This is a genomic window from Oryzifoliimicrobium ureilyticum, from assembly GCF_037199735.1.
Lineage (GTDB): Bacteria > Pseudomonadota > Alphaproteobacteria > Rhizobiales > Rhizobiaceae > Rhizobium > Rhizobium ureilyticus.
This window is the reverse complement of the sequence record NZ_JBBBVQ010000008.1, coordinates 62,528-87,130: the sequence shown is the minus strand read 5'-3', so window position 1 is coordinate 87,130 and position 24,603 is coordinate 62,528. Positions and strand designations below refer to the sequence as shown.

Sequence of the window (24,603 nt, the reverse complement as noted above, 5' to 3'; positions counted from 1 at the left end):
GAATTTCTCAAAAGGCGGATTTTCTCCTAGCCTTTCTTTACGGACGATCAATGCGTGGAGAGGACCTGGGCTTGCTCGATGTTGTCGACATCAACTGCGATATGGGTGAGGCATTTGGGCGCTGGCACGTCGGCGATGCAGATGATACCGCCCTCATGACCCTCATCAGTTCCGCCAACGTTGCCACCGGATTCCATGCAGGCGACCCTAATTTGATGAATGAGACGGTGGAACTTGCCGTACGCCATGGTGTCGAACTCGGCGCTCATCCGGGTTACAACGATTTACAAGGCTTTGGTCGGCGCAAAATCAATGGAACGGCCAAGGAACTCGTTAACGACATCGTCTATCAGGTCGGAGCCCTTAGAGAGTTTGCTCGCCGTCACGGTGTTCGCCTTCAGCATGTTAAACCGCATGGAGCGCTTTACATGGAGATGGCAGTGAACCCCGAACTGGCCCAGATCTTTGTGACCTATATGCGTGCTGCGGCGCCCGATGCTTTCATCTTTTGCATGGGCAATTCAGCAACGCATCGAGCGGCTCTCGAGGCGGGACATCCTGTGGTGCGCGAGTTTTACGCAGACCGCGATTATGACGATACGGGATCGATTGTTTTTACGCGAGATGCAGGGCGGCCCGATCCGGCGGCAATTGCGCGTAAGGTGGTGCGAGCCTGCAAAGACGGCCGCGTTAAGACTGTGAGTGGCGGAGACATCGAAATTCAGTTTGAATCGATCTGCTTCCATTCCGACACGCTAGGGGCTTTCGATATCGCGCTTGCCATGCGCGAGTCCCTCGTGTCTGAGGGCATCCGCATCGCGCCAGTGTCTAAGATCCTGAAACCCGAGACCTTCCAATAGAATATTGAAAGCGGAGACCGTTATGAGCACGATCGAGATCAAGTCGCCATTGCCCGGAACGTTCTACCGGGCGTCTTCGCCGGATACGCCGCCGTTCAAAGCCGATGGAGATACTGTAAAGGAGAGCGACACGATCGGGCTCATCGAAGTGATGAAGACCTTTCAAGAGGTGCCGGCTGGGGTTGCAGGCAGCAAGATCCGTTTTCTTGTCGACAACGAGGAGCCAGTGATGGCTGGTCAGGTCATCGCCGAGGTCGAGGCATGAGCATCCGCAGTCTGCTCGTTGCTAACAGGGGCGAGATTGCCGTGCGGATCATCCAGGCGGCAAAGGCCCTCGGCATTCGCACGGTGCAGGTTTACAGCGCCGCCGATGCCGATATGCTTGCCGTTCGCCTTGCGGACGAGGCAATCAACATCGGCCCTCCCGCGGCAAAAAAGAGCTATTTGAACATTGAGGCAGTTATCGACGCCGCCAAGACTGCCGGTGTGGATGCTGTGCACCCCGGCTACGGCTTTCTCTCTGAAAATGGCGATTTCGCCGACGCGGTGCACGCGGCCGGCCTTATTTTTATCGGCCCATCCGGCGATGCGATCCGCCTGCTCGGCGACAAGGTGGCGGCGCGTGCGGTTGCCGCGAAGGCTGGCGTGCCTACAGTTCCGGGCAGTGCAGGAAGAATTGACGACCTGTTGGAAGCAAGGACAATAGCTGGCCAAACTGGTTTTCCCGTCATGATCAAAGCAGCGGCGGGCGGTGGCGGACGGGGCATACGCATCATCGAAAATATTGATGAACTCGATACACAGTTTCCGCAGGCGTCCGCGGAAGCGGCTGCAGCCTTTGGTGATGGCGGACTGTACCTCGAAAAGGTGATCACCAAGGCACGTCACGTCGAGGTGCAGATCCTTGGTGATGGCGAAAATTTCATTCATTGCTATGAGCGTGAATGTTCGCTTCAACGCCGCCGTCAGAAAGTTTGGGAAGAAGCACCTGCTGTCGGCTTACCGGCTGATATCCGAGCCCGTCTCTGCGATAGCGCGGTGGCCCTTGCCCGCGAGGTCAAATACCGCGGTGCGGGGACAGTCGAATATCTCTATGACGAGGACGCAGGCGCCTTCTATTTCATCGAGGTCAACACCCGCATCCAGGTTGAACATCCCGTAACGGAGATGATCACCGGCATCGATCTGGTACAGGAGATGATCCGTGTGGCCGGCGGCGAGAAACTTTCCGTACGGCAGGAGGATATAAGCATCGGTGGACACGCCATTGAGTGTCGCATCAATGCTGAAGATCCGCTGCGCGGCTTTCAACCCGCACCGGGCACCATTACGGCACTCGATGTGCCGGGCGCTCCTCAAATCCGTTTCGACACGATGCTTTACGAGGGGTACACGATCCCGCCTTTTTACGATTCGTTGCTCGGCAAGCTGATCGTTCACGGCCCCGACCGCCGTGCCTGCATCGCGAACCTCAGCGATGCACTGGAAAAACTGTCGATTGGCGGTGTGAGTACCACGATCGCCTTACATCGCGCACTGACAGGTGATGCGGCCGTGCAACGCGGCGACTTTCATACCCGCTTCCTCGAGCCCTGGCTCGCGGCAGGAGGTGAGGCCAAGATTGCCGCTTTGAGCGGCCGCGAAACGGAGGGACAGAACGGATGAATGTTCGATATTCATTCGGAGGGGACGAGCACCTCTTCGTGGAATGCAGCAATGAAATGTCGCTCGAAGCCTTCTTCAAGAGCCTGTCGATGGCAAATGGCGTGAAGGAAAGTGGCATCAAGGGCGTGAGCGAGATCTGCCCGGCGAACGCTTCTTTCCAGATCAAATTCGATCCTGATATCATCAAGCCAGATGATGTGCTGACAGAGGTGCGTGCGATCGAGGGCGCGGCAGAAAGGGCAAAGCCCGTCATCAAAACGCGCATTGTCGAGATCCCAGTCTACTACAACGATCCCTGGACTCATGAGACGCTCATGCGGTTTCGTGAGCGTCATCAGGATCCCTCCGGCACCGATCTCGACTATGCTGCGCGCATCAATGATTACGGTTCCGTCGACGATTTCGTAGCCGCCCATTCGGGTTCGCCCTGGTTTGTTTCCATGGTCGGTTTCGTTGCGGGTCTACCCTTTATGTATCAGATGGTGGAGCGGCAGCGGCAGATCGAAGTCCCGAAATATCTGCGGCCACGTACCGATACGCCAAAGCTGACGGTCGGGCACGGCGGGTGCTTCGGTTGCATCTATTCGGTGCGCGGCGCCGGTGGTTACCAGATGTTCGGCATCACGCCCATGCCGATCTTCGACCCGACGCAAACCACGAGCTATCTTCGCGATTTCATGGTGTTTTTCCGTCCGGGCGATATCGTCAAATTCAAGCCCATAGATCGCGATGCTTATGATCAGGCGCTCGAAGATGTTGATAAAGGCCGGTTCTTTCCGCCGATCCGGGAAGTCAATTTCGACCTGCGCGAATTCCGAAAGGATATCAGCGGCTATAACGCGAGACTGGAGGGCATGATCAATGGCCATTAAAGTCGTGCATCATGGTCTTGCGACAAGCATCCAAGATCTCGGAAGACCGGGGTACTTCCATCTCGGCATTCCAGTCGGCGGAGCCATGGACCGGCTTGCCTTGCGCGCGGCCAATCTTCTTGTTGGTAATGACGAGAGCGCCGCAGGTCTCGAAGCAGTCTTCATGGGGCCGAAACTTCTCTTCACAGAGGACGCCGTCGTTGCCGTCACAGGCGCGGATATGCCTGCGAAGGTCGATGGCGTCGTACAGCCGGGCTGGACCTCTTTTTCAATCAAGGCCGGCCAAGAATTGAGCTTTGATTTTCTGAAATCCGGCGCACGTATTTACATCGCCGTGTCGGGCGGAATCGATGTTCCGCTCGCTTTGGGCAGCCGCTCAACCTATGCTATCGGTGCGCTTGGCGGGTACAAGGGCCGTGCTTTGGCTATAGGTGACGAATTGCCGGTCGGAGCGGCGAGAACGCCAAAACCGGGACTGAGCATCGGGGATGAATTCCGGCGGGGCCCCGCCACCCCGGCAGAGCTCCGGGTGCTGCCTGGTCTTTACTGGGATCGACTGACTGAGGACGCCAAGGAGACCTTCTTTGCCGACGATTGGAAAGTAGCACCTGAGGCTGACCGCATGGGTTACAGGTTCCGCGGCGGACGAAAGATGACCTTCGTAGATCGTCAACAGCCTTTCGGGGCAGGTTCCGATCCTTCCAACATCGTTGATAGTTGCTATCCCTATGGGTCAATCCAGATTCCTGGTGGAACCGAACCCATTATCCTTCATCGCGACGCTGTATCGGGCGGAGGATATTTTATGGTCGGCACGGTTATCTCCGCCGATATGGACCTGATAGGCCAGCTGCAGCCGCACAAGCCCGCCCACTTCGTCAAAGTGACGATGGAGGAAGCGCTTGCGGCCAGAGCTGAACGCAAGGCGCTTATCGCTCGGATGCGGGCATCACTAGCCTGATAAATTGCCTAAAGGAGAGGAGAGACGATGATGGATGTCGACAAGCTTTTCTCTCCTCCCTCACTCCTGGACACGGGTGAGATAGTCAGCAGTCTCGCCAGGACCAGGAATGATGGCGACGATCTTCATCTGCGCGATCATGCGATTGGCGGCACTATCGAGGTGCGTCTCCAGCATGGCGGCAGCGGCGCGAGGAGCGCCACGCACCAAAAGCTCCACGATAAGCCGAAGCTCAGTGATCAGCGTCGGGTCACCCGGCAGACCCAGGCGGCTCAAAAGGCGTTCCGTGGCCGTCATCGGCAAGAGGTTGTTGCGGATGAGTTCCTGAAGCTTTCCGTTGGGCGTTGCGAGAACGCACGTCTCAATGAAGCGCGCTTGGATATCTTCAACATCCGCCAGATAATCGTGAGCCTCGCGCTGTTCGAGAGCAACCAGTCGATCGAACAAGGCAGTAAGCGCCTCGCGGTTTATCTCATTTGCCCCGGCTTGAAGCGCCTGTGGCTCCAGCATCCGGCGCAGCACGAAGTGATCCTTGATAGTTTGTGCGGTCAACGGGCCGGCAATCCAATGCGAGCTCTGATTCTTCCGAACAAGACCGCGTTCACGCAGGCGCGTCAGGATATCGCGCACAATGGTACGGCTGACTTTGAAGTGGTTGGCAAGCTCGATTTCGATGATGCGGTACTGACCGAAAACCACGCAACCCGCCACATCACGCTCGACCGTATTGTAAATGTGTTCCCAAGAAGAGCGGCTTTGCAACGCCTCATCGGCATGCAGAGGGATCTCCAGTCCGATCGTCTTGATATCGGTTCGATTTGGTTCGAGCGCGACGCCCGGCCGCCCAACGAGATAGCCGCGGCCATTGAACCGTTGTACCAGCCCTTCGACTTCAAGCGCTTGAAGGGCGCGCTGAACCGGCGCGCGAGAAGTCTGAAGAATATCGGCAATCGGTCCTTCCAGAAGAACCAAACCGGAGGGAAGCACGCCCTTGGCAATATTCCGGCGCAACACGTCCTCGACAATTTCATAGCGTCGCCGTGTGCTCTGGCCGGTTTGGCTTTCGGTCATGCTGTCAGTCATCGGTTTGAACGTTCCGTAGGGAAGAGGGCGATGCGCTCCTTTTAGACAATTTACCACAGAGCTCCTAGATCAATCAAAAATGTATATTGCATACAAAGATACATGCAGCATCAGAGTTAAGATCAAGCATGGGAGCGCTTTGAAATTCATCAAAATGCCGTTCTTAGCGGCAGTCAACATCGAATTATAAGCGGATTTGAAAGCGGCTTGCTGGTTCCGCCAATGATCTCGCGCAATCCATTGCCGCCTCGTCGTTTTCGTCTTCAAATTAAACATCACTTCTCAAAAAAGTCTATTGAATACAAAAGTCATTTATGAAATGATCTTCATTAGCGCCGGAAGAAGCGCGGGAACAGACAGACAGCATTTAAACAAATTCGGACAGCATCTCAGACGCGCTACCAGCATCAGCGCGAATGGCTTTGGCTTGCGTTCAGATCGGGCGAGGACCTCCCCCGTGGATCGTCAACCGTGCCCATTGATTGCTTCCGAAAAAATTGGGCAGGGATTTCGTTGACTGCAGTGCTCCACATCCGGAACATCGTGAAGCAATATGGCGAAGCGCGCGCCCTTGATGGCGTCAGCCTGTCTTTGCCGGGCGACTCGTATATTTCGCTGCTCGGGCCGAGTGGGTCCGGGAAGACGACACTCCTGCGCGTGATTGCGGGCTTCGAACGGCCGGAGGCCGGAGAAATACATTTCCAAGGAAAGCGGATTGACACGCTGGCACCGCACGAGCGTGGCATAGGCTTTGTTTTCCAAAATTTTGCGCTGTTCCCCCATTTGTCGGTCGAACAGAACATCGGCTTCGGCCTCACCAATCGTGCGGTCGATCCGATCCTCGATGACGCTTTGGTCACCCGTCGCGTCAAGGATATGATCGCGCTCGTTGGTCTGAAGGGACTGGAAGGGCGTGCCATCTCCCAAATCTCGGGAGGTCAGAAGCAGCGAGTGGCGCTTGCGCGGACCCTCGTCACTGAACCGAAGATGGTTCTGCTTGATGAGCCCCTAGGCGCGCTCGATGCAAATTTGCGCACCAGTATGCGTTCCGAGCTGCGCCGCATACGCGAGCGCTGCGGTGTGACCTTCTTGCATGTGACCGGCAGCGAGACGGAAGCACTGGCCATGGGTGATACGGTGCTGGTGCTCGAACGTGCCCGCATCGCCCAGCATGGCGACGCTGACACGATCTACAATCGGCCTTGTTCTCCCGCCGTGGCGCGCTTTCTCAACTGTTACAATCTCTTGTCAGGTCGCGTGGAGGGCGAAAACTTCGTGTCTCCCGTTGGAACGCTTTCCCTTGGCGGCTTGCATCAGAAGGCAGCCAATCCAGCTTACGCCATCCGTTACGACCGCGTCTCGATCCGCTCCGAAACTGCCAGTCTCGGGGAAGGGGAAACCGGTATCGAGGCTACTTTCATCACGAGTGAATACACGGGTTCGGCCGTCAATGCCTTTTTCATGCTCGCTGATGGCAGTGTCTTTGAGGTCGAGCAACATCTCAGTCACACGCCTCCCTCCACCTTTGAGCCGCAGGCGCGCTATCGCCTTGCCTGGAAGCGGGAGGACGCACTTGTCTATGCCTGATGACAAGATCGAGATAACGACCGCAGGCACTTATGCCACCGACCGTTTCGCTCGCACTGCACACACGGCGATCTGCATTCGGAGATCCGCACCATGACCATGCCACACCTTGTCGAAGAAGCGACCCCCACTGTCGTCAACGTGCCGAAAGCCAGACCCGCCAATCTTTGGCTGGTCGCGCCCGGTGCGCTCTGGATGGTGCTCTTTCTCGTCCTACCGATCGCTATGATGGTCTATGTATCCTTCTGGACCCAGACGACATTCAAAATCGAACCGAAACTGACATTTCAGAGCTGGATCACGTTTTTCTCCAGCGACACCTATCTCGGTGCACTCTGGACGACCATTCGCATCTGGCTGATCGTTCTTGCCTCCACACTGGTGGTTGGATATCCCGCAGCGCTTTTTGTTGGTTTGTTCGTCAAAAACAAAACGCTCCAGACGGTCCTCCTGGTGCTCTGTGTCATTCCGTTCTGGACATCTTTCCTTATCCGCGTGTTGGCCTGGCGCCCGATGCTCGGCAAGGAGGGCGCGATCAATCTGATCCTGATGAAGCTTGGTGTCGTCAGCCAGCCCATAGAGGTTCTGCTGTTTTCCGACCTCTCAGTCATTATCGGCATGACCCAGATCTATTGTGTGTTCATGGTTGGACCGATTGCCTTTATGCTAGGGCGCATCGATCCTTCGATCATAGAGGCCGCACAGGATCTTGGTGCAGGCTTCTGGCGGATCTTTCGGACGATCATCCTGCCGCTGTCGATGCCCGGCGTGGTCGTCGGGGCGATCTTCGTGTCTGTCATGGTGCTTGGTGAATTCGCCACCTCGGCCGCCCTTTCGGGACGAAAGGTCAATCTGCTCGGAAATATAATCGTCACACAGGTCGGATCCCTGAAATGGGCCTTCGCAGCCGTTGCGGGCGTCGTTCTGACGGTCATCATGGGGGCGGTCGTTGCGGTTCTGCTGCGTGTCGTCGATCTCAGGAAGGAGCTCTGAGAAATGAACGCCAACGGCATCAAACTTGGACTCGCTTTTTACACGACGCTCTTTATCATCTTTCTGTACGGTCCTCTGGTGGTGCTGGCCATTCTGTCCTTCCAAACAGGGCCAGAGGGTGGGCCGCAATTTCCGATCATCGAATGGTCGACTTACTGGTACAAGCATCTTTTTGGCCTGACGCCGCCCTCGCGCATTGCGCCGCTGCCGATTGAGGAAGGTCTCGTACGCTCCTTGGTCCTCGCGGTCATGACCATGATTGTCTCCACCGTGCTCGGCGTGACCTCTGCTCAAGCCTTCCGGACTCACTTCAAGGGTTCAGGCGTCGTCTTCTACCTGATCGTGCTTGGTATGATGGTTCCTGGCGTGCTGGTCGGTCTCGGGATGGCGCTGGTCGCCAACGCTGTTGGCATCGATCGTCATTGGTGGGGTACCACGTTCGTGCTGCACGTCGTCTATACCTATCCCTTCGCTTTCTTGGTGATGTTGGCGATCTTCAATCGCTTCGATCCTTCCGTGGAGGAAGCCGCCTGGTCGCTTGGTGTGACGCCAGCTCGCACCTTCCGCAAGATCACCTTTCCGCTCATCTTCCCTGGTGTGCTCTCGGCCATGCTGTTCTCGTTCACGCTGTCCTACGATGAGTTCTCGCGCACACTTTTTGCCTCTGGTCGTGATCTGACTTTGCCGCTTGCGATTTACGGAACGTTCTCGGTCGAAGTTCATCCGAACGTCTTTGCTTTCGGCGTGCTGACGACGCTCTTTTCCTTCGCGCTGCTCGGCACCTATGCCGTGCTGATGTCGCTCTCAGTGCGACGCGCCCGCCGCGTTGCCGTACAGGAAGATGTTTGATGGCTGCTGTTTCCGCTCTCGTCACCGGTGCCGGCTCCGGTATAGGCCGCGCCATCGCACTCAGACTTGCCGCCGATGGCTACAGTGTGTTCGTCAATGATCTCTCAGCCGATCGTGCCAAGGCAGTTGTCGATGAGATCCAGGCAAGCGGAGGCACGGCTGCATTTGGCGCGGGTGACGTCGGGGATGAGACAGATGTTCTCCGCTTGCACGGGCAAGCGGTTTCCGCTCATGGTACCGTTGGTCTTCTCGTCAACAACGCCGGCATCGCGCACCAGTCGCTCTTCGAAAACCTTTCTGTTACTGATTTCGACCGAATGTTTCGGGTGCATGTGCGCGGCACTTTTCTCATGACGAAAGCGGTCCTGCCGGGGATGCTGAACGCTGGCAAAGGCGTCATCGTCAATATTGCGTCCCAGCTTGGCCAGATCGGCGGTGTCGAGCTTGTGCACTATTCCGGCGCAAAGGGTGCGATCATCGGAATGACCAAGGCCCTCGCGCGGGAGGTTTCCGCCCGCGGTGTTCGCGTCAACGCCGTTGCACCGGGACCGATCAATACACCTCTGGTGATGGATCTTTCCGAGGACTGGCGGGCAGCCAAGAAGGCGGAACTGCCGCTTGGCCGGTTCGGAGAACCTGCGGAAGTCGCCGCCACTGTCGCATTTTTGGCCTCGGACGAGGCCTCGCTTTTCGTCGGGCAGACGCTTGGACCGAATTCTGGCGATGTGATGCTGTAAGGAAGGATGAGACCATGAGGGAAGCCGAAAAGCGTGTCGTCATCGTCACTGGCGCTGGCATAGGTATCGGGGCCGCGACCGCGCGCGCCTTCGCTGCGGCCGGCGATCACGTGGTCGTCACGGATGTATTGGAAACCGAAGGCGCACAGATCGCAGCCGCGATCCATGAGGCCGGCGGTTCGGCCGAATTTCATCCATATGACGTGCGTTCCACAGAAACGACAGAGCGTCTCGTCGCAGATGTTCTTTCCCGCCACGGCAAGATCGACGTAGTAGTTGCCAATGCCGGCATCGCCCACCGAACCAAACTCGCCGAACTCACCGACGAGAAATGGGACATGACGTTCGACATCGATCTCAAGGGTATTTTCCGGTTGGCGCGCGCCGCTGCACCGTCCATGCGGGCCCGCAAACATGGTTCGATCATCGCGCTCTCCTCGATCATGGGCGTTGCCTATGGCTGGGACGAGCATGTGCACTACTCGGCCGCCAAATCAGGCGTCGTCGGCTTGGTGCGTGGGCTCGCTGTCGAGCTTGCCGCCGATGGCGTGCGCGTGAACGGGGTCGCTCCAGGCTATATCCGCACGGCGCAACTTCTGTCTGAAGAAAATTCGCTTGGACCGGAAGGCGCCGAAAAAGCTGCTGCCTTCATTCCCATGGGCCGTCTTGGCACGCCGGAAGACATTGCTGATGTGATCGCGTTTCTGGCGTCGAACGGTGCGCGATACCTGACCGGCCAAGTGCTGGTCGTGGACGGAGGCCTCCTCGTGGGCCGCTACTGACACTTACGATCCACCGCGCAGGCAGGTATCGCGATGGCAAGACTGATGACGAAGGGACGCTGGCGCAACACCTTCGCTTGGGGAACTTAAAAAACGGAGAGAAGAGAATGTCGAAATTTGAAGTTAATCGCCGCTCGCTCCTGAAGCGGTCCGCCGGAATGATGGCCCTTGCTATGGGCGGGGGCACGCCCTTCCTGACTTCGCAGAATGCTTATGCCCAAGCAGCCAATATTGCTGGCCAGCAACTGCGGACCATCGGCCTGTCTGTGACCGTACAGGAGCGCATTCTCGAACAGTTCAAAAAGGCCTCAGGCGTTGGCACAACGTCCGGTACGGCGGCCACTTTTCCGGATGCACAGACGAAGATCCTATCAGGTTCGAAGGATTACGACTGCTGGGAAATCATTGCAGAACGTCTCCCATCCATCGTGATGACCAACAATGTCGAGACGATACCGGCCGCTTCCTTGAAGAACTGGGCCAATATCCGTGAAACCTTCACGACGCCATCCGACAAATGGAATGCAAAGGCGCAAATTACTGGCCAGATCTGGGCCGATGAAGGCAAGACCATGCTGAACATGGTGCCGGCCGTCTATAACTACGATTCTATCGGCTACAACCCAGATGTCGTCTCGGCGGAAGAGGCCAATACCTGGGCCGCCATCTTCGATCCAAAATGGAAGGGCAAGTCGGGCCTTAACACCGATCCGCTGATCGCATTCGGCCAGGCCATCATGGCCATGAACTCCCTCGGTTTGTCAAAGGTCGCCAATCCGGGCAACCCGTCGGCTGCCGAAATCGATGAAGCGGCCGCCTTTCTCGTCTCGAAGAAGAAGGAGGGTCAGTTCCGTGCCCTTTGGGGCGACTTTGGCGAACTCGTCAATCTCATGGCCTCTGGCGAAATGGTGGTCTGCGATGCCTGGCAGCCGGCTGTCATGGCGGTCAAGGCGCAGGGCAAGCCGTGCAAATATGCTGTTCCGAAAGAGGGCTATCGCGGCTGGGCAATTGGGCCGGCAATGATCGCGGGAACTGCCAACAAAGAGGCCGTCATCGCCTATGCCGACTACTGGCTATCGGGAGAACCGGGGATCACCGTTTCGGAGCAGGGTTATTATTCGCCCTCCACGAACATCAAGAACGTCATGTCTCCTGAAAAATATGCCTTCTGGTACGAGGGCAAGCCGTGGGCTGGCGCTCCCGAACGCGGTATCAAGGAAGGCGACCTGCGCGATGGCGGTTCGTTGGAAGAGCGCGCAAAGAACGTAGCCTATTGGCATCAATGGCCGGATGAATACGATCACCTCATTCAGAAGTGGGATGAATTCCTGAACGCTTGACCGATCAGTGGCCGGGCTCACCGTAGTAGCCCGGCCTCCCATTCGCCTGGAGACGTGCTTTAGATGATTTACGACCTCGAACTGATCAATGTCGGCAAGGTCTACGACAACGGCGCGACAGCCGTCAGCAATTTTGACCTCGCTGTCAATAAAGGAGAGTTCATCGCTTTCCTTGGCCCGTCAGGCTGCGGAAAGACGACGACTTTGCGCCTGATCGCGGGGTTTGAAAGCATTACCTCGGGCGACATGATGATAAAGGGCGTCAGGATCAATGATATCCGACCCGAACGGCGCCCCACATCGACGATCTTCCAGAACTACGCGCTCTTCCCGCATATGAGCGTCCGTTGCAATGTGAGCTATGGGCTAGACGTGAAGGGCATTGCGAAGGCAGAACGCGATGCAAAGGTCGACCGCATCATTGCCACACTCGGACTTGAAGATATTGCCGACCGTAAGCCGGAAAAGCTCTCCGGTGGGCAGCGCCAGCGAATTGCACTCGCACGTGGTCTTGTTGTCGAGCCAGACATTCTGCTTCTCGATGAGCCGCTCGGCGCACTCGACGCCAATCTGCGCAAGGCGATCCAGAATGAGTTGAAGCTTCTGCAAAAAACGCTCGGCGTGACCTTCATCTTTGTCACCCATGCTCAGTCTGAGGCTCTTGCCTTGTCGGATCGCATTGTGGTGATGAATCAAGGTCGTGTCGAACAGATCAGCTCGCCGCATCAGCTTTATACCAGACCCAATACGCCCTTCGTGGCGCAATTTATCGGCCGCAATACGATCTTCTCAGGTGCAGTTGAAACACAGGCTAACGATGTGGCGCGTATTTCGACATCGGTCGGTATGCTTTCGGGCCAGTGGAACAGCAAAGCAGGAGGCAGTGTTCGGGGAGCGAAGGCAAATCTGGTCGTGCCGGCCGAAGCGATTGAAGTGCATGCCGGCGAGGGCGCAGCGCGCCAAGAGATTGCTGGTGAATACGACGGTAACCTCATCGACGCGAAACTGACCGGTTTTGATGTTGTTGGCCACGTCTCTCACCTGACGGCAACACTCGCGGACGGGCGGCAGGTTTCGCTGGAGGCGCATGTCGACAAATACCGGCCGGGTCGCTTCGCAATCGGGTCCGACATTTTGCTGTCGTGGAGGCCGTCGGAAGCGACGGTCATCCCGGCGGTCTGATCACCCATATACAAAAGGAGGCCTATACAATGGCAAAGGAAATTTTCTGCAGTTTCGGCATCGACGTCGACGCCGTCGCCGGCTGGCTCGGTTCCTACGGCGGGGAGGATTCGCCCGATGATATTTCGCGCGGCTTGTTTGCCGGCGAAGTTGGTAGCCCGCGGCTATTGAAGCTGTTCGAGCGCTTCGGTATCAAGACGACGTGGTTTATCCCTGGCCACTCAATTGAAACCTTCCCCGAGCAGATGCAGGCGGTGGCCGATGCCGGTCACGAAATCGGTATCCATGGCTATACCCACGAAAATCCGATTGCCATGACGCGGGAGCAGGAAACCGAGGTGCTAGACAAGTGCATCGATCTGGTCACCAAACTCTCAGGTAAGCGCCCGACGGGCTATGTCGCGCCGTGGTGGGAATTTTCGAACGTCACCAACGAGCTGTTGCTCGAACGTGGCATCAAGTATGACCACTCGTTAATGCATAACGACTTCACGCCCTATCGGGTGCGTGTCGGCGATAGCTGGACCAAGATCGATTACTCCAAGAAGCCATCCGACTGGATGGTGCCGCTGAAGCGGGGTCAGGAAACCGATCTCATTGAAATTCCAGCCTCCTGGTATCTCGATGACTTGCCGCCGATGATGTTCATCAAGAAGGCTCCCAACAGCCACGGCTTTGTCAATCCGCATGACATCGAGCAGATGTGGCGCGATCAATTTGATTGGGTCTATCGCGAAATGGACTATGCCGTCTTCCCGATCACAATTCACCCCGATGTTGCCGGTCGCCCGCAAGTTCTGATGATGCTGGAACGACTTTACGCCTATATGATCAAGCATCCTGGCGTGAAGTTTGTGACGATGAACGAGATCGCAGACGACTTCAACAAGCGCTTTCCGCGCAAGTAATTTTCAATCGAAGGGCGGCGGAGAGCGATCTGCCGCCCTTACGAAGCGATAAGAGGCATTGAACGAGGATGTGTTCCCTTTGCGGTATCTTGGGCGGCAACGAACACTGGACCGATGCGGTTGCAAGGCCGGGCGTTTTCACACGCAACCACGAGCGTGCCGACCGGCGCCGGGAGCGCGCGCGCCGCGTAAGTGCCGCCAACACCATCTTATCCGCCTTTGCCCTGCAGCTTTCCGACTGGCAGGGCTCGTCCTTTCTCCTGTCATCGCGAACCGGCAAGACGGAGGTTGTCGAGGATCTCGGCCATCTCTGGTCTGCGGCTGAAGGAATGATCGGACGCGGCTGCGATCCGCTCGACGAGGCGATCATCGCGCGCATGGAGCGCGAGCGTCATGGATGAGCAAAGGGCAATCCCTGATTTCACGCCCATCACCTTGTTGACCGGATTTCTTGGATCCGGGAAAACCACGCTTCTGTCGCGGCTCCTGAAAGATCCCGCGCTCAGCGATGCGGCTGTTTTGATCAATGAATTTGGTGAGGCGGGTCTCGACCATCACCTCGTTGAGCAGCTTGATACGGATATGGTCCTGCTGAAATCAGGTTGCCTTTGCTGCACGGTACGCGGCGAACTGGCCGAGGCGATCCGCGATCTGCATGCCCGTCGGGACCGCGGCGAAATTCCCCCATTCCGTCGGGTCATTATCGAAAGCACCGGCCTTGCAGATCCGTTTCCGGTCCTATCCACGGTCAAGGCTGATCCCGTGCTACGTCACCATTTTCGGGTTGGCAAGGTGATCACCACAGTTGATGCGGTGAACGGGCTCCGCCAGCTCGACACCTATCTCGAATCCAACCGACAGGCGGCGATCGCTGACTGCCTTGTCATAACCAAAAGGGATCTCGCTTCTGACGAAGATGCCTCGACGCTGATGAAGCGTCTGCTCATCCTCAATCCAGATGCCGAAATTCTCGACGCGTCGGATCGCGGTCTTGACTTTGCGAGCCTCATTTTCGATCAGGCTCCACCCCGTGTCTCTGGCTTGCAGTCTCCCTCGGGCTTTTACTGCGATGCCCCGCAGCAGCTCGTCGATGCCGATGGCGTTTCTCACAGCGCAGCGTTCAGCTCTCTTGTCATCACCATTGATCAGCCGGTTGATTGGACAGCCTTCGGATTGTGGATGACGATGCTGCTCAATCGCCATGGCGAACGCGTCATTCGTGTCAAGGGCATCCTCAACATTGCGGGAGAGGATAGACCCGTCGCCGTTCATGGCGTGCAGCATCTGGTCCACCCGCCTGTTCACATGCATGCCTGGCCCAGCGACGATCGCCGATCCCGCATCGTTTTTATCGTTGACGGGATCGATGGCAATCTGCTGAAACGCTCTTTCGAAGCTTTCGTAACGGTTTCCCAGATGAGCGCCGTCGCGTGATCTTTCGGCCGACCCTCAAGGCTTGCAACTGCCCCCAGGAAGCGTGACGCACCGATGAATAAGCATGCCCGCCTCGATCTTGCCGCGCCAGCGCTGAATACCCAGGGGCGGCCCACCCTACGAGTACTTGGCACTGCCATTTCTCTTTTGGAGGCGTTGCGTCATCGTGCAGAAGCCGATCTAGGCATCAATGTCGTCTTCGACAATAATGACTTCCTGACCACCCAGCATAAAGCGGCACAAGAGCCTGCCACCTACGATATTTACGATCAATGTTTCCATAATCTCGATATTGTCTGGTACTGGCGCGCGGTTCAGCCGATCGACCTCAAGCGTATTACGCTCTGGAGCGAGGTCAATGAGTTGACGAAGCTCGGACATATTGGTCCCAATCCGCGGTTTGGCCAAGGCGACGCGCCGGTCAAGAAGCTCTACGTTCAGTCCAATCTTGCTCTCGGTGACCAACCGAGCGGTCTCATCTCGATGCTGCCGACGACGCATAATTTCGACAGCTTCGCCTATCGCACGGATGTCGGAAGCGCAGGGGCGAACATGGCGAGCTGGGCGGCGCTTCTTGACGAGAGGTGGACTGGACGTGTTGCGTTGGTGGATGAGCCGGCAATCGGTATCTTCGATGCGGCGCTGGCGGCACGTGCTGCGGGCCTGATGAACTTCGACAATATCGGCAATATGACGGTGGACGAGATCGACCGGCTGATCGACATTCTCGAGGAACGCAAGCGCGCCGGCTTTTTCCGCAGCTTTTGGCGCACGGCCGAGGATGCAGCAAGCCTGATGGTTGACGGCAAGACCGATATTCAAAGCATGTGGTCGACCGGGATCAACATTCTCTCCGGCCGTGGCGTGCCCGTCGAACAATCTGTGCCGGTTGAGGGCTACCGCGCCTGGCATGGCGGTCTGTGCCTGTCCCGCCAGCTTCATGGGCGCATGCTGGATGTCGCCTACGAGTATCTCAACTGGTGGATCTCGGGGTGGCCAGGCGCGGTCGTTGCGCGCCAAGGTTATTACATTTCGACCCCCGAGCGCTCTCGCGCTTATTTGACGGCGGAGGAGTGGGACTACTGGTACGGAGGCCTGCCGGCACGCAGCGAGTTGCCCGGGCCGGACGGCTCGGCATGTATCCGTAAGGGCTCAGTTCGCAGTGGAGGCTCCTACTGGCAGCGCGCCAACAACATCGCGGTCTGGAATACGACCATGGATGAGCATAATTATCTCGTTCGCCGCTGGATGCAGTTCGTCGGACGAGCTTGAAGGAGAAGATCATGTCCACCGAAATCCGCGGTCGCTCGATCGCTTCCCTTGCCGTCCTCCTGCAATCTGGTGCGTTGGACGCCGTTCAACTGGCTGAGGAAACCTTTGCTGTCATCCGCGAGCATGGAGATAGCGCCATCTTCACACGTTTGACGGAAGAGCGTGCGATGCGCGAAGCACAGGCTGCCTCCCAGCGCCTCAAAGCAGGGCGTTCGCGCGGCCTGCTCGACGGTATACCGATCGGCTGGAAAGATCTTTTCGATATGGAGGGTGAAGTCACAACGGCTGGTTCGGTGGTGCTCGCTACGGAGCAGCCCGCACCGCGCGATGCCAATGTTGTTGCTGCGTTGGCGGCCGCCGGCATGGTATCAGTGGGTCGGCTCAATATGAGCGAGTTTGCCTTTTCCGGTCTGGGTATCAATCCCCATTACGGCACCCCGAAAAACCCCGTAAGCACTGATACTCACCGTGTGCCAGGCGGGTCTTCATCAGGATCTGGCGTCGCCGTTGCGGCTGGTCTTTTGCCCGTTGCAATCGGAACAGATACCGGAGGGTCGATCCGCATTCCCGCAGCTTTCAACGGTGTGGTCGGCTACAAGGCAAGTCGGGGCCGATACAAGATGGACGGCGTCTTTCCGCTGGCGACAAGTCTCGATTCCCTTGGCCCGCTTTGCCGCACTGTTCAGGATGCCATCTGGGTGGACGCCGCCATGCGCGGTCTGACGATGCCTTCGGTCGAAACAGTCGGTCTTCAAGACTTGCGCTTCGTTATTCCGGAAACCGTCTTCTTTGACGATGCGGAGCCTGAGGTTGTTGCCGCATTCGAGGCTGCTGTCACTTTGTTGTCGAAAGCCGGGGCCTCCATTCGTCGGCAGGCTTTCCCGCAGTTCACCGCTTTGTTCAGGCTGATGGCCGAACGTGGTGCGCTGGTGACGGCTGAAGCCTATGCATTTCACGAAGGGCGATTGAAGGGCGAAGCTGCAGCCCGTATGGATCATCGCGTGGTGGCTCGCGCGCGACTGGGTGAAAAAATCTCGATGCCTGATTACGTTGCGATTTGCGCCGCACGTCGCAGAATGATTGGAGAAGTTGAGCAGGCGATTCAACCTGGCGAACTCCTGCTGTCACCAACCCTGCCGCATGTAGCCCCGCCCGTCGCGCCACTCCTTGGCGATGACGAGGCATTCGTTGCTACCAATGCCAAGACACTGCGCAATACGCTGATCGGCAATTTTTTCGATTGGTGCGGGGTCTCCTTGCCCAATGGTACCGGCACTGCCGACATGCCAGTCGGCATCTTGATCTCTGGGCTCCGGCATCAGGACGAGGCTGTTCTTTCTGCTGCACTCGCCATCGAATCTCGACTGTGAGCCGGTCATTGAGCGAGTGCCCACGCAAGCCGTTAGACTGCAGGGGGTCGCCGACCGAAATGCTGAAACGCTTTAGGAACGCAAAATGGAAAAGAGCGAACGCGCAAAGATGGCCGCGGGAGAGTGGTACTGCTGCCTCGACCCTGAACTTGACGCGCTGAGGATGTCGGCAAGGCGAGCGGTCCATGCCCACAATACCATGCCGCCCGACAAGCGAGGAAAGATGGCGCCTGAACTGCACGCGCTGTTTGCCCATGTGGGGGAAGCATTCGTCGAAGCACCCTTCCATTGTGCCTATGGCATGAATATCAGCCTCGGACACGGCGTCTATCTGAACTCTGGCTGCGTCATTCTCGATACCGCTCGTGTCACGATCGGTGACGGCACGATGCTGGGTCCGTCCGTTCAGATCTTCTGTCCAGAACATCATCGCGATGTCGCGCTGCGGAAGGCAGGTCTGGAGATTGCGCGGCCAGTCACGATTGGAAAAGACGTCTGGGTCGGTGGAGGGGCGATCATCCTCGGCGGCTTGACGATCGGAGACGGGGCCATCGTTGGGGCAGGCGCCGTAGTCACGCGAAGCGTCGAAGCCGGCGCTACTGTCGTTGGCAATCCGGCACGCATGATCCGCCAGCGGTCCTGAGCGAGATATAGTGGCCGCACTTCTATTGGGCGGCTCTATGAACTCCCCTCTACAAGGAGCGCGGCGGTACCCGTGCGTTGAAGCTTTGTTGGCTGCTGGCGCAGTTTGCATGGGCCTACGCCGAAAAATTTGCTTCGAGATGCTTTAGGAAGGAACGAACAGCAGGGTTGGTGCGGCGGCTGTCGGGCCACAGCGCCGTTATATTGCTGCGCTCGACCGCGTAGTCGTGAAGCACGGGAATGAGTTCCCCTCGTTTGACGTAAGGAGCCGCCATGATCGTGGCGATCATGCCGATGCCGCCTCCTGCGGCGACCGTTGCTATGACCGCATCACTTGAATCGACGATAATTTGAGCCGCGGGAAGCACTTCGACCACGTGATTTTTTACCTGAAACGGCCAGCGAAACAGCTGTCCGCTGCTCTGGTAGCGCAAGTTCACGGTGTCGTGGCCTGTGAGGTCGCTTGGTTGAGAAGGAATACCGTGCGCGTCGATATAGGCTGGTGAGGCATAAGCACACAGACGCAACGAGGACAATCGCTTGGACAAGAGACTTGAATCGGGCAGTTCCCCAATGCGAATGGCGATATCTATTCCTTCCTCAATGAGATCCACGATCTGATCACTTAAACGCAGATCTATCGACACATTGGGGAACTGCTGCCGAAAGCTCGGAAGAACCGGCGCGATGATGTGGATGCCGATCGGTAAGGACGTTGCTATGCGCAGGGTGCCCGCAGGCTCCGATCTTGCGGCAATAGCAGTCTGCTCGATTGCTTCGGCATCCAGAAGAAGCTTCAGCGCCCGCTCATGTAAAGCTCGTCCCTCTGGCGTCATGACGAGCGAACGCGTTGTGCGCGTGAACAGCGTCACTCCGAGGCGTTGTTCCAACCGTTGGATACTCTTGCTGATCGCTGATGGCGAGACAGCAAGTGCTCTCGCAGCGGCAGTGAAACTACCGAGAGAGCCCGCACGCGCGAACGCGATCAGCCCCGTTAGTCGTTCAAGCGCAATTTGTTCCTTCATGGAACTATAGAAGCGCCTTTCACGCTTATTATCAATGCATGTCGCGTGAAATATCTTTGGCCGACAACAAACGCCAAGGAGGCTTCTATGACAGGCTTGATGAAGGCAGTGAAATTCTATCGCTTCGGCGGACCCGACGTTCTTCAATATGAAGATGCAGCCAAGCCGGAGATTACTGCAAACGACGTTTTGGTGCGGGTACATGCGGTCGGTCTTAATCCGCCAGATTGGTACTTGCGTGAAGGCTTCAAGGCACTGACGCCCGCCTGGCGGCCAGAGGTCGCATTTCCGGCAATCCCGGGCACGGATATTTCCGGTGTCGTTGAAGCCGTCGGCGAAGAGGTGTCCGGTTTTGCTGTCGGAGAGGAAGTTTACGCTATGGTGCGGTTTCCAAGCGGATTTGCCGGAAAAAGTCGTGCCTACGCGGAATATGTCAGCGTGTCCCAATCAGAGCTTGCTCATAAACCGAAAGGTGTCGATCACATCCATGCCGCTGGCGCACCGATGTCCTTATTGACTGCCTGGCAGTTCCTCATCGATGTCGGTCATGATGAACAGAATCCGCTGCAGCCTCACAAGCATGAGCCCATTGCTCTGACCGGAAAGACGGTTCTTGTGAACGGCGCTGCCGGAGGGGTCGGTCATTTCGCTCTGCAATTAGCAAAGTGGAAGGGTGCTCATGTCATTGCCGTTGCATCTGGAAAGAACGAGGCTGTGCTTCGCGAACTGGGAGCCGACGAATTCATAGACTATACGCAGCGCGCCCCTGAAGATTTCGTACGCGGCGTTGACCTTGTCGTGGACAGCGTCGGAGGACCGAAATCGGCGCGGTTTCTTCGCACCCTGAAGCGCGGCGGAAGCCTGTTTCCCGTCTTCTCTCTTGGCTTTGATGGCGCTGAAGAAGCTCAGGCAAATGGGATTACAGTTTCTACCACCCAAGTCAGGTCCAGCGGCGCGCAGCTTGAAGAAATTGCACCTCTCCTTAGCGACGGCACGATCAGGGTCGTGATCGACAGTACCTATCCGTTGGCCGAGGCGGCAAAGGCTCATAAGCGCGCCGAAGAAGGCCATATCCAGGGAAAGATCGTCTTGATTGCAGCGTAAGCGCCTTCAGCTCACTGGTAAGACGTTTATCTGTGGCTGAAGAGCCAGTAAAAGGGAAGGCTTGTTCGATATGGATGCAAGGATCAGCCAAGGAACCGAAGCCTGGTTTCGAATGATCGGCACGTTGATGTGTGAGGCCGCGGAGTTGGCCAATCTACCGCCGGATCTTACAGTTTCCCTGGTCGAGCGTTATTTCGACGGGCAGATCCTTGCCAATGACGATGTTCAGGGTATTCGCTTTGATATCGTCAATGGCAAGCCTTCCTTTCGCTACGGTGTTCAAGGAGACGAACGTGGGGATGTCACGATCGAAATCAGCAGATCCGCTGCCCGTCGCCTAAATCTTTTGATGACTTCGGATCCAAGCTACGGAGCCGCGCTCGATGCTGCCATAAAGGCTGGGGAACTTCGGATTGAAGGCGATCCAAGCCGTTTGGGGAGCTGGCTGAGGCTGGTTCACGATCCGATCGTCGAGCGAACTAAATAAGAAGTTCGCAGAGCATGCCGTCTTTGCCATCGTAAAAGACGTCTAGAGACTTTCGGAAGATCCGCCAGGGAGCCACTCAGGCGGGCTGGCGGAAAAGGCATGGCTGACGCCGACGCTGCGTGTTTGGTTGGGGAAGCGCAGGCCGCCGCAACACAGCAGCCAGCCCAGCCCGCATCAGTCTCCGCATCAGTCCTTGAGTGGATCGTGCCCCCAATTCATGAGGGAATAGCGCCACGGCGAATGATCTTTGTCCTTCTTTGGGCCGCCCTGTTTCAGGTGGCGGTGAACGTAACCCACGACCTTTTGCATGTGGTCGTAGTCTGCCGCTGTTAGGTCGGCCTTCTTCTTGTGTTTAATATCGAGGATGCGACGGCCGGAGTGGTGGCCGACAGTTTCCTTTCGGTCGTTTTCGCTGAAACCACTCTCTTGGCTCTCAGGTGTCTTAAGCCATTTTTCGAGCGCCGAAGGGGTCATGTTCACAGCGTCTTTAAAGTCTCGCCAAATTTGCTCGCGGTCTTGATCTTCTGGCATCGGAACCTCTCAGTTTTGAGAAGAAACTTTGTTGAGCGTGATCAGTCCCGCGCTCTTCGGCATCGACACGACGCTTGATTTTCATCGCCAGGATTTGGTCCTCATCCCTTCCAGCTGAAGAGAGGCATTGCGTGTTCCCAAAACTGAGTGCGGGCAAGGGGACATCTTGTACGATTGCCGACACTGAGTTGCTCCCGCAACATTTTACCTTGATCATCTCTAATAATTAGGTAAGTTACCTAACGAAAGGAAACAAGATGATTGCAGGGGTCGATATCGGCGGGACTAAAACCCATCTGGTGGCGCTAGATGGTAATGGCAGCCAACGGGAAAGGATCGTAGCCACTGCCGACTGGCGTGGTCGGGAGGATGCAGCAATCGACGCTTCCTCTCTGATCAATCTCCTTACGCAGATTGCCGACGGCCATCCTGATGTCGTTGTCATTGGGGCGCATGGCTGCGATACCGATGAGGACCGCGACAAGCTCCAGAGCCTGTTGGCCGGACATGTTAATGGCACGCTGCTGGTGCTCAACGATTCCGAGCTTCTTCTTCCCGCAGCCGATAAGCGGGCCGGGGTCTCCGTGATCGCCGGGACCGGCTCCATTGCTGTGTCGCGAAATGAAAATCGCAAAATGATGGCCGCGGGCGGTTGGGGCTGGTTTTTGGGGGACGAGGGCAGCGCCAGCGGTCTGGTACGCGACGCGGCACGTGCGGTCCGGTTTTATTTGGACAAGACGGAGCGACTAGATCCATTGGGGGAAGCCCTAATGGAAGCTCTCGGCATCAACGGGCCTGTTGAGCTTGGGCGAGCGCTCGGAGAGCGTGGCTCTGCTGCCAGCATCGGCAATCTCGCTCCGCTTGTCTTCGAGGCCGCAAGACATGGGTCGGAACTTGCGAGCAATGTGATTGCTCGCGGAGGGGATGCCCTTGCTAGCTTGGTTGAGCAACTCGTTGCGCGGGGCGCACGCGGGGTCGATGTCGTTGCCGGTGGAGGTGTGATCTGCGGTCAAGCGACGCTCTTTCACGCGTTCGAAGCGGCGCTTGCGAGGCGGGTGCCTGAAGCATTGGCGACCCTTTTGACTGAGCCACCTGTGATTGGCGCCTTGCGTCTTGCTCGAGAGCTCGCCGCTGGCCAGCGCCGGCCTGCGCTGCCGCTTCCACATACAGCCGGCAGACAGGAAAGCGAAGACAACGGGAGGGCAGCATGAGCGCCGTGAAAATTATTCCAGCTCGCCACTGGGGCCAACGCGTCATAGCCGCGGTGCTCATCGGACTGGTGGCCTTCGCGATCTACATGGTTGCAACCAGCCGTCACATCAGCTGGTCGACCATTCCGCAATACATCTTCGATGAAACCATTCTGGACGGCATCCAGCTGACGGTTCTCTTCACGGTGCTGTCCATGGTCATCAGCATCATTGTCGGCGCAATCCTTGCAACGATGCGTCTTGCCTCGAACCCGATTTTGTCCGGCTTTGCCAGTCTCTATATATGGTTCTTCCGCGGAACGCCGCTTCTGGTTCAGATCATCTTTTGGTTCAATATCCAGCTGTTTGTGCCGACGATCGACATCGGCTTTTTCCAAGTAGATACGAATGTGATCGTGACGGCTTTCGTGGCGGCGCTTCTGGCCCTCAGCCTCAACGAGGCAGCGTATATGGCAGAAATCATGAGAGGCGGACTTCTGGCCATTGACGAGGGTCAGAACGAGGCGGCCAAGGCGCTTGGTTATACGCCTGCCGATGCCATGATCCGCATTATCTTTCCACAGGCGCTACGGGTCATCATTCCGCCGATCGGCAATCAAACGATCTCAATGTTGAAGACAACGTCTCTGGTGTCCGTGGTGGCGGCGCAAGATCTTCTGACACGGGCACAGAACATCTACGCCCGCAACTTCCTGATCATCGAACTCTTGATCGTCGCCAGTCTCTGGTACCTGGTGATGACCACCGTCGCTTCCGGATTTCAGTATCTCATTGAGCAACGTATCGGCCGATCCAGCAATGATCCAATGGGGCCCTGGCGTGCGTTCCTGCGCGTAGTAAGAGCAGAAGGGACAAAAGGATGAGTGGACACCGCGACCATTCTTCGCCCATCGTCGTTGAAGCGATCGATGTATATAAATCCTTCGGACCGTTGGAGGTCCTAAAGGGGATAAACCTTTCTGTTCGACGGGGCGAAGTGGTTTGTCTTCTCGGGCCTTCAGGCAGTGGCAAGTCTACTTTTCTGCGTTGCATCAACCATCTTGAGCGAATGACGCAGGGCCGCATCTTGGTTGATGGCCAGTTGATCGGCTACCACGAGCGTGGCGGCGCGCTGCATGAGATGAGCGGTCGGGAGCTCGCGGTCCAGCGTCGTGATATCGGGATGGTCTTTCAGCGCTTCAACTTGTTTGCGCATCAGAACGTACTGACGAACATTTCCCAAGCGCCGATCCTCAATCGGCGACAACCGAAGCAAATTGCCGCCGCCCGAGCCAGAGAACTCATCAAAATGGTGGATTTAGAGGGGCGCGAGCGAGCGTATCCCAGCCAGCTCTCTGGTGGTCAGCAGCAACGTGTCGCAATCGCACGAGCCCTGGCCATGGACCCGAAGCTGATGCTGTTCGACGAACCGACGTCAGCGCTTGATCCTGAACTCGTGGGCGAAGTCCTTGGCGTCATGCGCAAACTCGCTGCCGATGGGATGACGATGATCGTCGTCACCCATGAAATGACCTTTGCTCGCGACGTCGCCGACCGGGTCGTCTTTATGGATCAGGGAGTCATCATCGAAGAAGGCCCAGCCCGTGAGGTTATCGACAACCCGCAGCACGAAAGAACTCGAGCGTTTCTGAAGCGCATGCACTGAGGAAGATGCAGGCGTGAATGAGGAAGGCGGCACGTCCTTTACGTGCAATCTAAGAAAAGGGGA

At 57.1% G+C, this 24,603-nt stretch carries 26 protein-coding genes; 23 read left to right on the top strand and 3 right to left on the bottom strand.

What is annotated here, in order from left to right:
* Positions 1–50: 50 nt before the first annotated feature.
* From VQ830_RS12660 to VQ830_RS12640, 5 genes are read left to right on the top strand one after another with little or no spacing between them, the layout of a single operon-like run.
* Positions 51–860: a 5-oxoprolinase subunit PxpA gene (locus VQ830_RS12660; RefSeq protein ID WP_438617816.1), complete on the top strand. Its 810-nt coding sequence runs from the start codon at positions 51–53 to the stop codon at positions 858–860.
* Positions 861–882: 22 nt separating this feature from the next.
* Positions 883–1,125 (top strand): acetyl-CoA carboxylase, encoded by a 243-nt coding sequence (locus tag VQ830_RS12655; RefSeq protein WP_337268474.1) that lies wholly within the window; start codon positions 883–885, stop codon positions 1,123–1,125.
* Positions 1,122–2,525, top strand: coding sequence for an acetyl-CoA carboxylase biotin carboxylase subunit (locus VQ830_RS12650; RefSeq protein WP_337268473.1), 1,404 nt, complete (start codon positions 1,122–1,124; stop codon positions 2,523–2,525). The genes VQ830_RS12655 and VQ830_RS12650 overlap by 4 nt, the downstream gene beginning before the upstream one ends.
* Positions 2,522–3,397 (top strand): 5-oxoprolinase subunit B family protein, encoded by an 876-nt coding sequence (locus VQ830_RS12645; RefSeq protein WP_337268472.1) that lies wholly within the window; start codon positions 2,522–2,524, stop codon positions 3,395–3,397. The genes VQ830_RS12650 and VQ830_RS12645 overlap by 4 nt, the downstream gene beginning before the upstream one ends.
* On the top strand, positions 3,387–4,358 hold the full coding sequence (locus VQ830_RS12640; protein WP_337268471.1) for a 5-oxoprolinase subunit C family protein: 972 nt from the start codon (positions 3,387–3,389) through the stop codon (positions 4,356–4,358). The genes VQ830_RS12645 and VQ830_RS12640 overlap by 11 nt, the downstream gene beginning before the upstream one ends.
* Before the next feature lie 60 nt (positions 4,359–4,418).
* Here VQ830_RS12640 and VQ830_RS12635 read toward each other — a convergent pair whose 3' ends face one another.
* Positions 4,419–5,429, bottom strand: a complete 1,011-nt coding sequence (locus VQ830_RS12635) for a GntR family transcriptional regulator (protein WP_337268606.1) — start codon at positions 5,427–5,429, stop codon at positions 4,419–4,421.
* Between the two features lie 525 nt (positions 5,430–5,954).
* Here VQ830_RS12635 and VQ830_RS12630 point away from each other — a divergent pair.
* The 13 genes from VQ830_RS12630 to VQ830_RS12570 all read left to right on the top strand — a co-directional run bounded on the left by VQ830_RS12630 (position 5,955) and on the right by VQ830_RS12570 (position 18,538).
* On the top strand, positions 5,955–7,028 hold the full coding sequence (locus tag VQ830_RS12630) for an ABC transporter ATP-binding protein (RefSeq protein WP_337268470.1): 1,074 nt from the start codon (positions 5,955–5,957) through the stop codon (positions 7,026–7,028).
* A gap of 93 nt (positions 7,029–7,121) precedes the next feature.
* Positions 7,122–8,021 carry an ABC transporter permease gene (locus VQ830_RS12625; RefSeq protein WP_337268469.1) on the top strand — a complete coding sequence of 300 codons (900 nt, stop codon included), beginning with the start codon at positions 7,122–7,124 and terminating at the stop codon, positions 8,019–8,021.
* Positions 8,022–8,024: 3 nt separating this feature from the next.
* Positions 8,025–8,870, top strand: a complete 846-nt coding sequence (locus VQ830_RS12620) for an ABC transporter permease (RefSeq protein WP_337268468.1) — start codon at positions 8,025–8,027, stop codon at positions 8,868–8,870.
* Entirely contained in the window at positions 8,870–9,607 is a 738-nt protein-coding gene (locus tag VQ830_RS12615; protein WP_337268467.1) for an SDR family NAD(P)-dependent oxidoreductase, read from the top strand. The genes VQ830_RS12620 and VQ830_RS12615 overlap by 1 nt, the downstream gene beginning before the upstream one ends.
* Before the next feature lie 14 nt (positions 9,608–9,621).
* On the top strand, positions 9,622–10,389 hold the full coding sequence (locus tag VQ830_RS12610) for an SDR family NAD(P)-dependent oxidoreductase (protein ID WP_337268466.1): 768 nt from the start codon (positions 9,622–9,624) through the stop codon (positions 10,387–10,389).
* A 107-nt stretch (positions 10,390–10,496) separates the two neighbouring features.
* Positions 10,497–11,729: an ABC transporter substrate-binding protein gene (locus VQ830_RS12605; RefSeq protein WP_337268465.1), complete on the top strand. Its 1,233-nt coding sequence runs from the start codon at positions 10,497–10,499 to the stop codon at positions 11,727–11,729.
* 63 nt (positions 11,730–11,792) lie between these two features.
* On the top strand, positions 11,793–12,911 hold the full coding sequence (locus VQ830_RS12600) for an ABC transporter ATP-binding protein (RefSeq protein WP_337268464.1): 1,119 nt from the start codon (positions 11,793–11,795) through the stop codon (positions 12,909–12,911).
* A 29-nt stretch (positions 12,912–12,940) separates the two neighbouring features.
* On the top strand, positions 12,941–13,819 hold the full coding sequence (locus VQ830_RS12595) for a polysaccharide deacetylase family protein (protein ID WP_337268463.1): 879 nt from the start codon (positions 12,941–12,943) through the stop codon (positions 13,817–13,819).
* A gap of 68 nt (positions 13,820–13,887) precedes the next feature.
* The gene (locus VQ830_RS12590) at positions 13,888–14,220 is read left to right on the top strand and encodes a hypothetical protein (RefSeq protein ID WP_337268462.1); all 333 of its coding nucleotides are present in this window, start codon (positions 13,888–13,890) and stop codon (positions 14,218–14,220) included.
* Positions 14,213–15,253 carry a CobW family GTP-binding protein gene (locus tag VQ830_RS12585; protein ID WP_337268461.1) on the top strand — a complete coding sequence of 347 codons (1,041 nt, stop codon included), beginning with the start codon at positions 14,213–14,215 and terminating at the stop codon, positions 15,251–15,253. Before VQ830_RS12590 ends, VQ830_RS12585 begins: the two co-directional genes overlap by 8 nt.
* 54 nt (positions 15,254–15,307) lie before the next feature.
* Positions 15,308–16,525 (top strand): ABC transporter substrate-binding protein, encoded by a 1,218-nt coding sequence (locus tag VQ830_RS12580; protein ID WP_337268460.1) that lies wholly within the window; start codon positions 15,308–15,310, stop codon positions 16,523–16,525.
* Positions 16,526–16,536: 11 nt separating this feature from the next.
* Entirely contained in the window at positions 16,537–17,895 is a 1,359-nt protein-coding gene (locus VQ830_RS12575; RefSeq protein ID WP_337268459.1) for an amidase, read from the top strand.
* Between the two features lie 85 nt (positions 17,896–17,980).
* Positions 17,981–18,538, top strand: a complete 558-nt coding sequence (locus VQ830_RS12570; RefSeq protein WP_337268458.1) for a sugar O-acetyltransferase — start codon at positions 17,981–17,983, stop codon at positions 18,536–18,538.
* Positions 18,539–18,653: 115 nt separating this feature from the next.
* On the opposite strand, the gene VQ830_RS12565 is transcribed toward VQ830_RS12570, so the two are convergent.
* The gene (locus VQ830_RS12565) at positions 18,654–19,562 is read right to left on the bottom strand and encodes a LysR family transcriptional regulator (RefSeq protein ID WP_337268457.1); all 909 of its coding nucleotides are present in this window, start codon (positions 19,560–19,562) and stop codon (positions 18,654–18,656) included.
* An 87-nt stretch (positions 19,563–19,649) separates the two neighbouring features.
* Between VQ830_RS12565 and VQ830_RS12560 the strand changes: the two genes are divergently transcribed.
* Positions 19,650–20,666: an NADP-dependent oxidoreductase gene (locus VQ830_RS12560; RefSeq protein WP_337268456.1), complete on the top strand. Its 1,017-nt coding sequence runs from the start codon at positions 19,650–19,652 to the stop codon at positions 20,664–20,666.
* Between the two features lie 70 nt (positions 20,667–20,736).
* Positions 20,737–21,153: a hypothetical protein gene (locus VQ830_RS12555; RefSeq protein ID WP_337268455.1), complete on the top strand. Its 417-nt coding sequence runs from the start codon at positions 20,737–20,739 to the stop codon at positions 21,151–21,153.
* Positions 21,154–21,339: 186 nt separating this feature from the next.
* Here VQ830_RS12555 and VQ830_RS12550 read toward each other — a convergent pair whose 3' ends face one another.
* Positions 21,340–21,684, bottom strand: coding sequence for a DUF3140 domain-containing protein (locus VQ830_RS12550; protein ID WP_337268454.1), 345 nt, complete (start codon positions 21,682–21,684; stop codon positions 21,340–21,342).
* Positions 21,685–21,941: 257 nt separating this feature from the next.
* On the opposite strand from VQ830_RS12550, the gene VQ830_RS12545 reads away from it, so the two are divergent.
* From VQ830_RS12545 to VQ830_RS12535, 3 genes are read left to right on the top strand one after another with little or no spacing between them, the layout of a single operon-like run.
* Positions 21,942–22,895, top strand: a complete 954-nt coding sequence (locus VQ830_RS12545; RefSeq protein WP_337268453.1) for a BadF/BadG/BcrA/BcrD ATPase family protein — start codon at positions 21,942–21,944, stop codon at positions 22,893–22,895.
* Entirely contained in the window at positions 22,892–23,758 is an 867-nt protein-coding gene (locus VQ830_RS12540; protein WP_337268452.1) for an amino acid ABC transporter permease, read from the top strand. Before VQ830_RS12545 ends, VQ830_RS12540 begins: the two co-directional genes overlap by 4 nt.
* Complete coding sequence (locus tag VQ830_RS12535; RefSeq protein ID WP_337268451.1) at positions 23,755–24,540, top strand: amino acid ABC transporter ATP-binding protein; 786 nt, start codon at positions 23,755–23,757, stop codon at positions 24,538–24,540. Before VQ830_RS12540 ends, VQ830_RS12535 begins: the two co-directional genes overlap by 4 nt.
* The last annotated feature ends 63 nt before the right edge of the window (positions 24,541–24,603 follow it).

Coding starts and splice junctions, on each gene's coding strand:
- VQ830_RS12660 (WP_438617816.1), top strand. CDS start 51: ATGCGTGGAGAGGACCTGGGCTTGCTCGATGTTGTCGACATCAACTGC.
- VQ830_RS12590 (WP_337268462.1), top strand. CDS start 13,888: ATGTGTTCCCTTTGCGGTATCTTGGGCGGCAACGAACACTGGACCGAT.
- VQ830_RS12595 (WP_337268463.1), top strand. CDS start 12,941: ATGGCAAAGGAAATTTTCTGCAGTTTCGGCATCGACGTCGACGCCGTC.
- VQ830_RS12550 (WP_337268454.1), bottom strand. CDS start 21,684: ATGCCAGAAGATCAAGACCGCGAGCAAATTTGGCGAGACTTTAAAGAC.
- VQ830_RS12615 (WP_337268467.1), top strand. CDS start 8,870: ATGGCTGCTGTTTCCGCTCTCGTCACCGGTGCCGGCTCCGGTATAGGC.
- VQ830_RS12650 (WP_337268473.1), top strand. CDS start 1,122: ATGAGCATCCGCAGTCTGCTCGTTGCTAACAGGGGCGAGATTGCCGTG.
- VQ830_RS12610 (WP_337268466.1), top strand. CDS start 9,622: ATGAGGGAAGCCGAAAAGCGTGTCGTCATCGTCACTGGCGCTGGCATA.
- VQ830_RS12655 (WP_337268474.1), top strand. CDS start 883: ATGAGCACGATCGAGATCAAGTCGCCATTGCCCGGAACGTTCTACCGG.
- VQ830_RS12585 (WP_337268461.1), top strand. CDS start 14,213: ATGGATGAGCAAAGGGCAATCCCTGATTTCACGCCCATCACCTTGTTG.
- VQ830_RS12535 (WP_337268451.1), top strand. CDS start 23,755: ATGAGTGGACACCGCGACCATTCTTCGCCCATCGTCGTTGAAGCGATC.
- VQ830_RS12580 (WP_337268460.1), top strand. CDS start 15,308: ATGAATAAGCATGCCCGCCTCGATCTTGCCGCGCCAGCGCTGAATACC.
- VQ830_RS12540 (WP_337268452.1), top strand. CDS start 22,892: ATGAGCGCCGTGAAAATTATTCCAGCTCGCCACTGGGGCCAACGCGTC.
- VQ830_RS12620 (WP_337268468.1), top strand. CDS start 8,025: ATGAACGCCAACGGCATCAAACTTGGACTCGCTTTTTACACGACGCTC.
- VQ830_RS12560 (WP_337268456.1), top strand. CDS start 19,650: ATGACAGGCTTGATGAAGGCAGTGAAATTCTATCGCTTCGGCGGACCC.
- VQ830_RS12575 (WP_337268459.1), top strand. CDS start 16,537: ATGTCCACCGAAATCCGCGGTCGCTCGATCGCTTCCCTTGCCGTCCTC.
- VQ830_RS12640 (WP_337268471.1), top strand. CDS start 3,387: ATGGCCATTAAAGTCGTGCATCATGGTCTTGCGACAAGCATCCAAGAT.
- VQ830_RS12565 (WP_337268457.1), bottom strand. CDS start 19,562: ATGAAGGAACAAATTGCGCTTGAACGACTAACGGGGCTGATCGCGTTC.
- VQ830_RS12635 (WP_337268606.1), bottom strand. CDS start 5,429: ATGACCGAAAGCCAAACCGGCCAGAGCACACGGCGACGCTATGAAATT.
- VQ830_RS12600 (WP_337268464.1), top strand. CDS start 11,793: ATGATTTACGACCTCGAACTGATCAATGTCGGCAAGGTCTACGACAAC.
- VQ830_RS12645 (WP_337268472.1), top strand. CDS start 2,522: ATGAATGTTCGATATTCATTCGGAGGGGACGAGCACCTCTTCGTGGAA.
- VQ830_RS12545 (WP_337268453.1), top strand. CDS start 21,942: ATGATTGCAGGGGTCGATATCGGCGGGACTAAAACCCATCTGGTGGCG.
- VQ830_RS12625 (WP_337268469.1), top strand. CDS start 7,122: ATGACCATGCCACACCTTGTCGAAGAAGCGACCCCCACTGTCGTCAAC.
- VQ830_RS12570 (WP_337268458.1), top strand. CDS start 17,981: ATGGAAAAGAGCGAACGCGCAAAGATGGCCGCGGGAGAGTGGTACTGC.
- VQ830_RS12555 (WP_337268455.1), top strand. CDS start 20,737: ATGGATGCAAGGATCAGCCAAGGAACCGAAGCCTGGTTTCGAATGATC.
- VQ830_RS12605 (WP_337268465.1), top strand. CDS start 10,497: ATGTCGAAATTTGAAGTTAATCGCCGCTCGCTCCTGAAGCGGTCCGCC.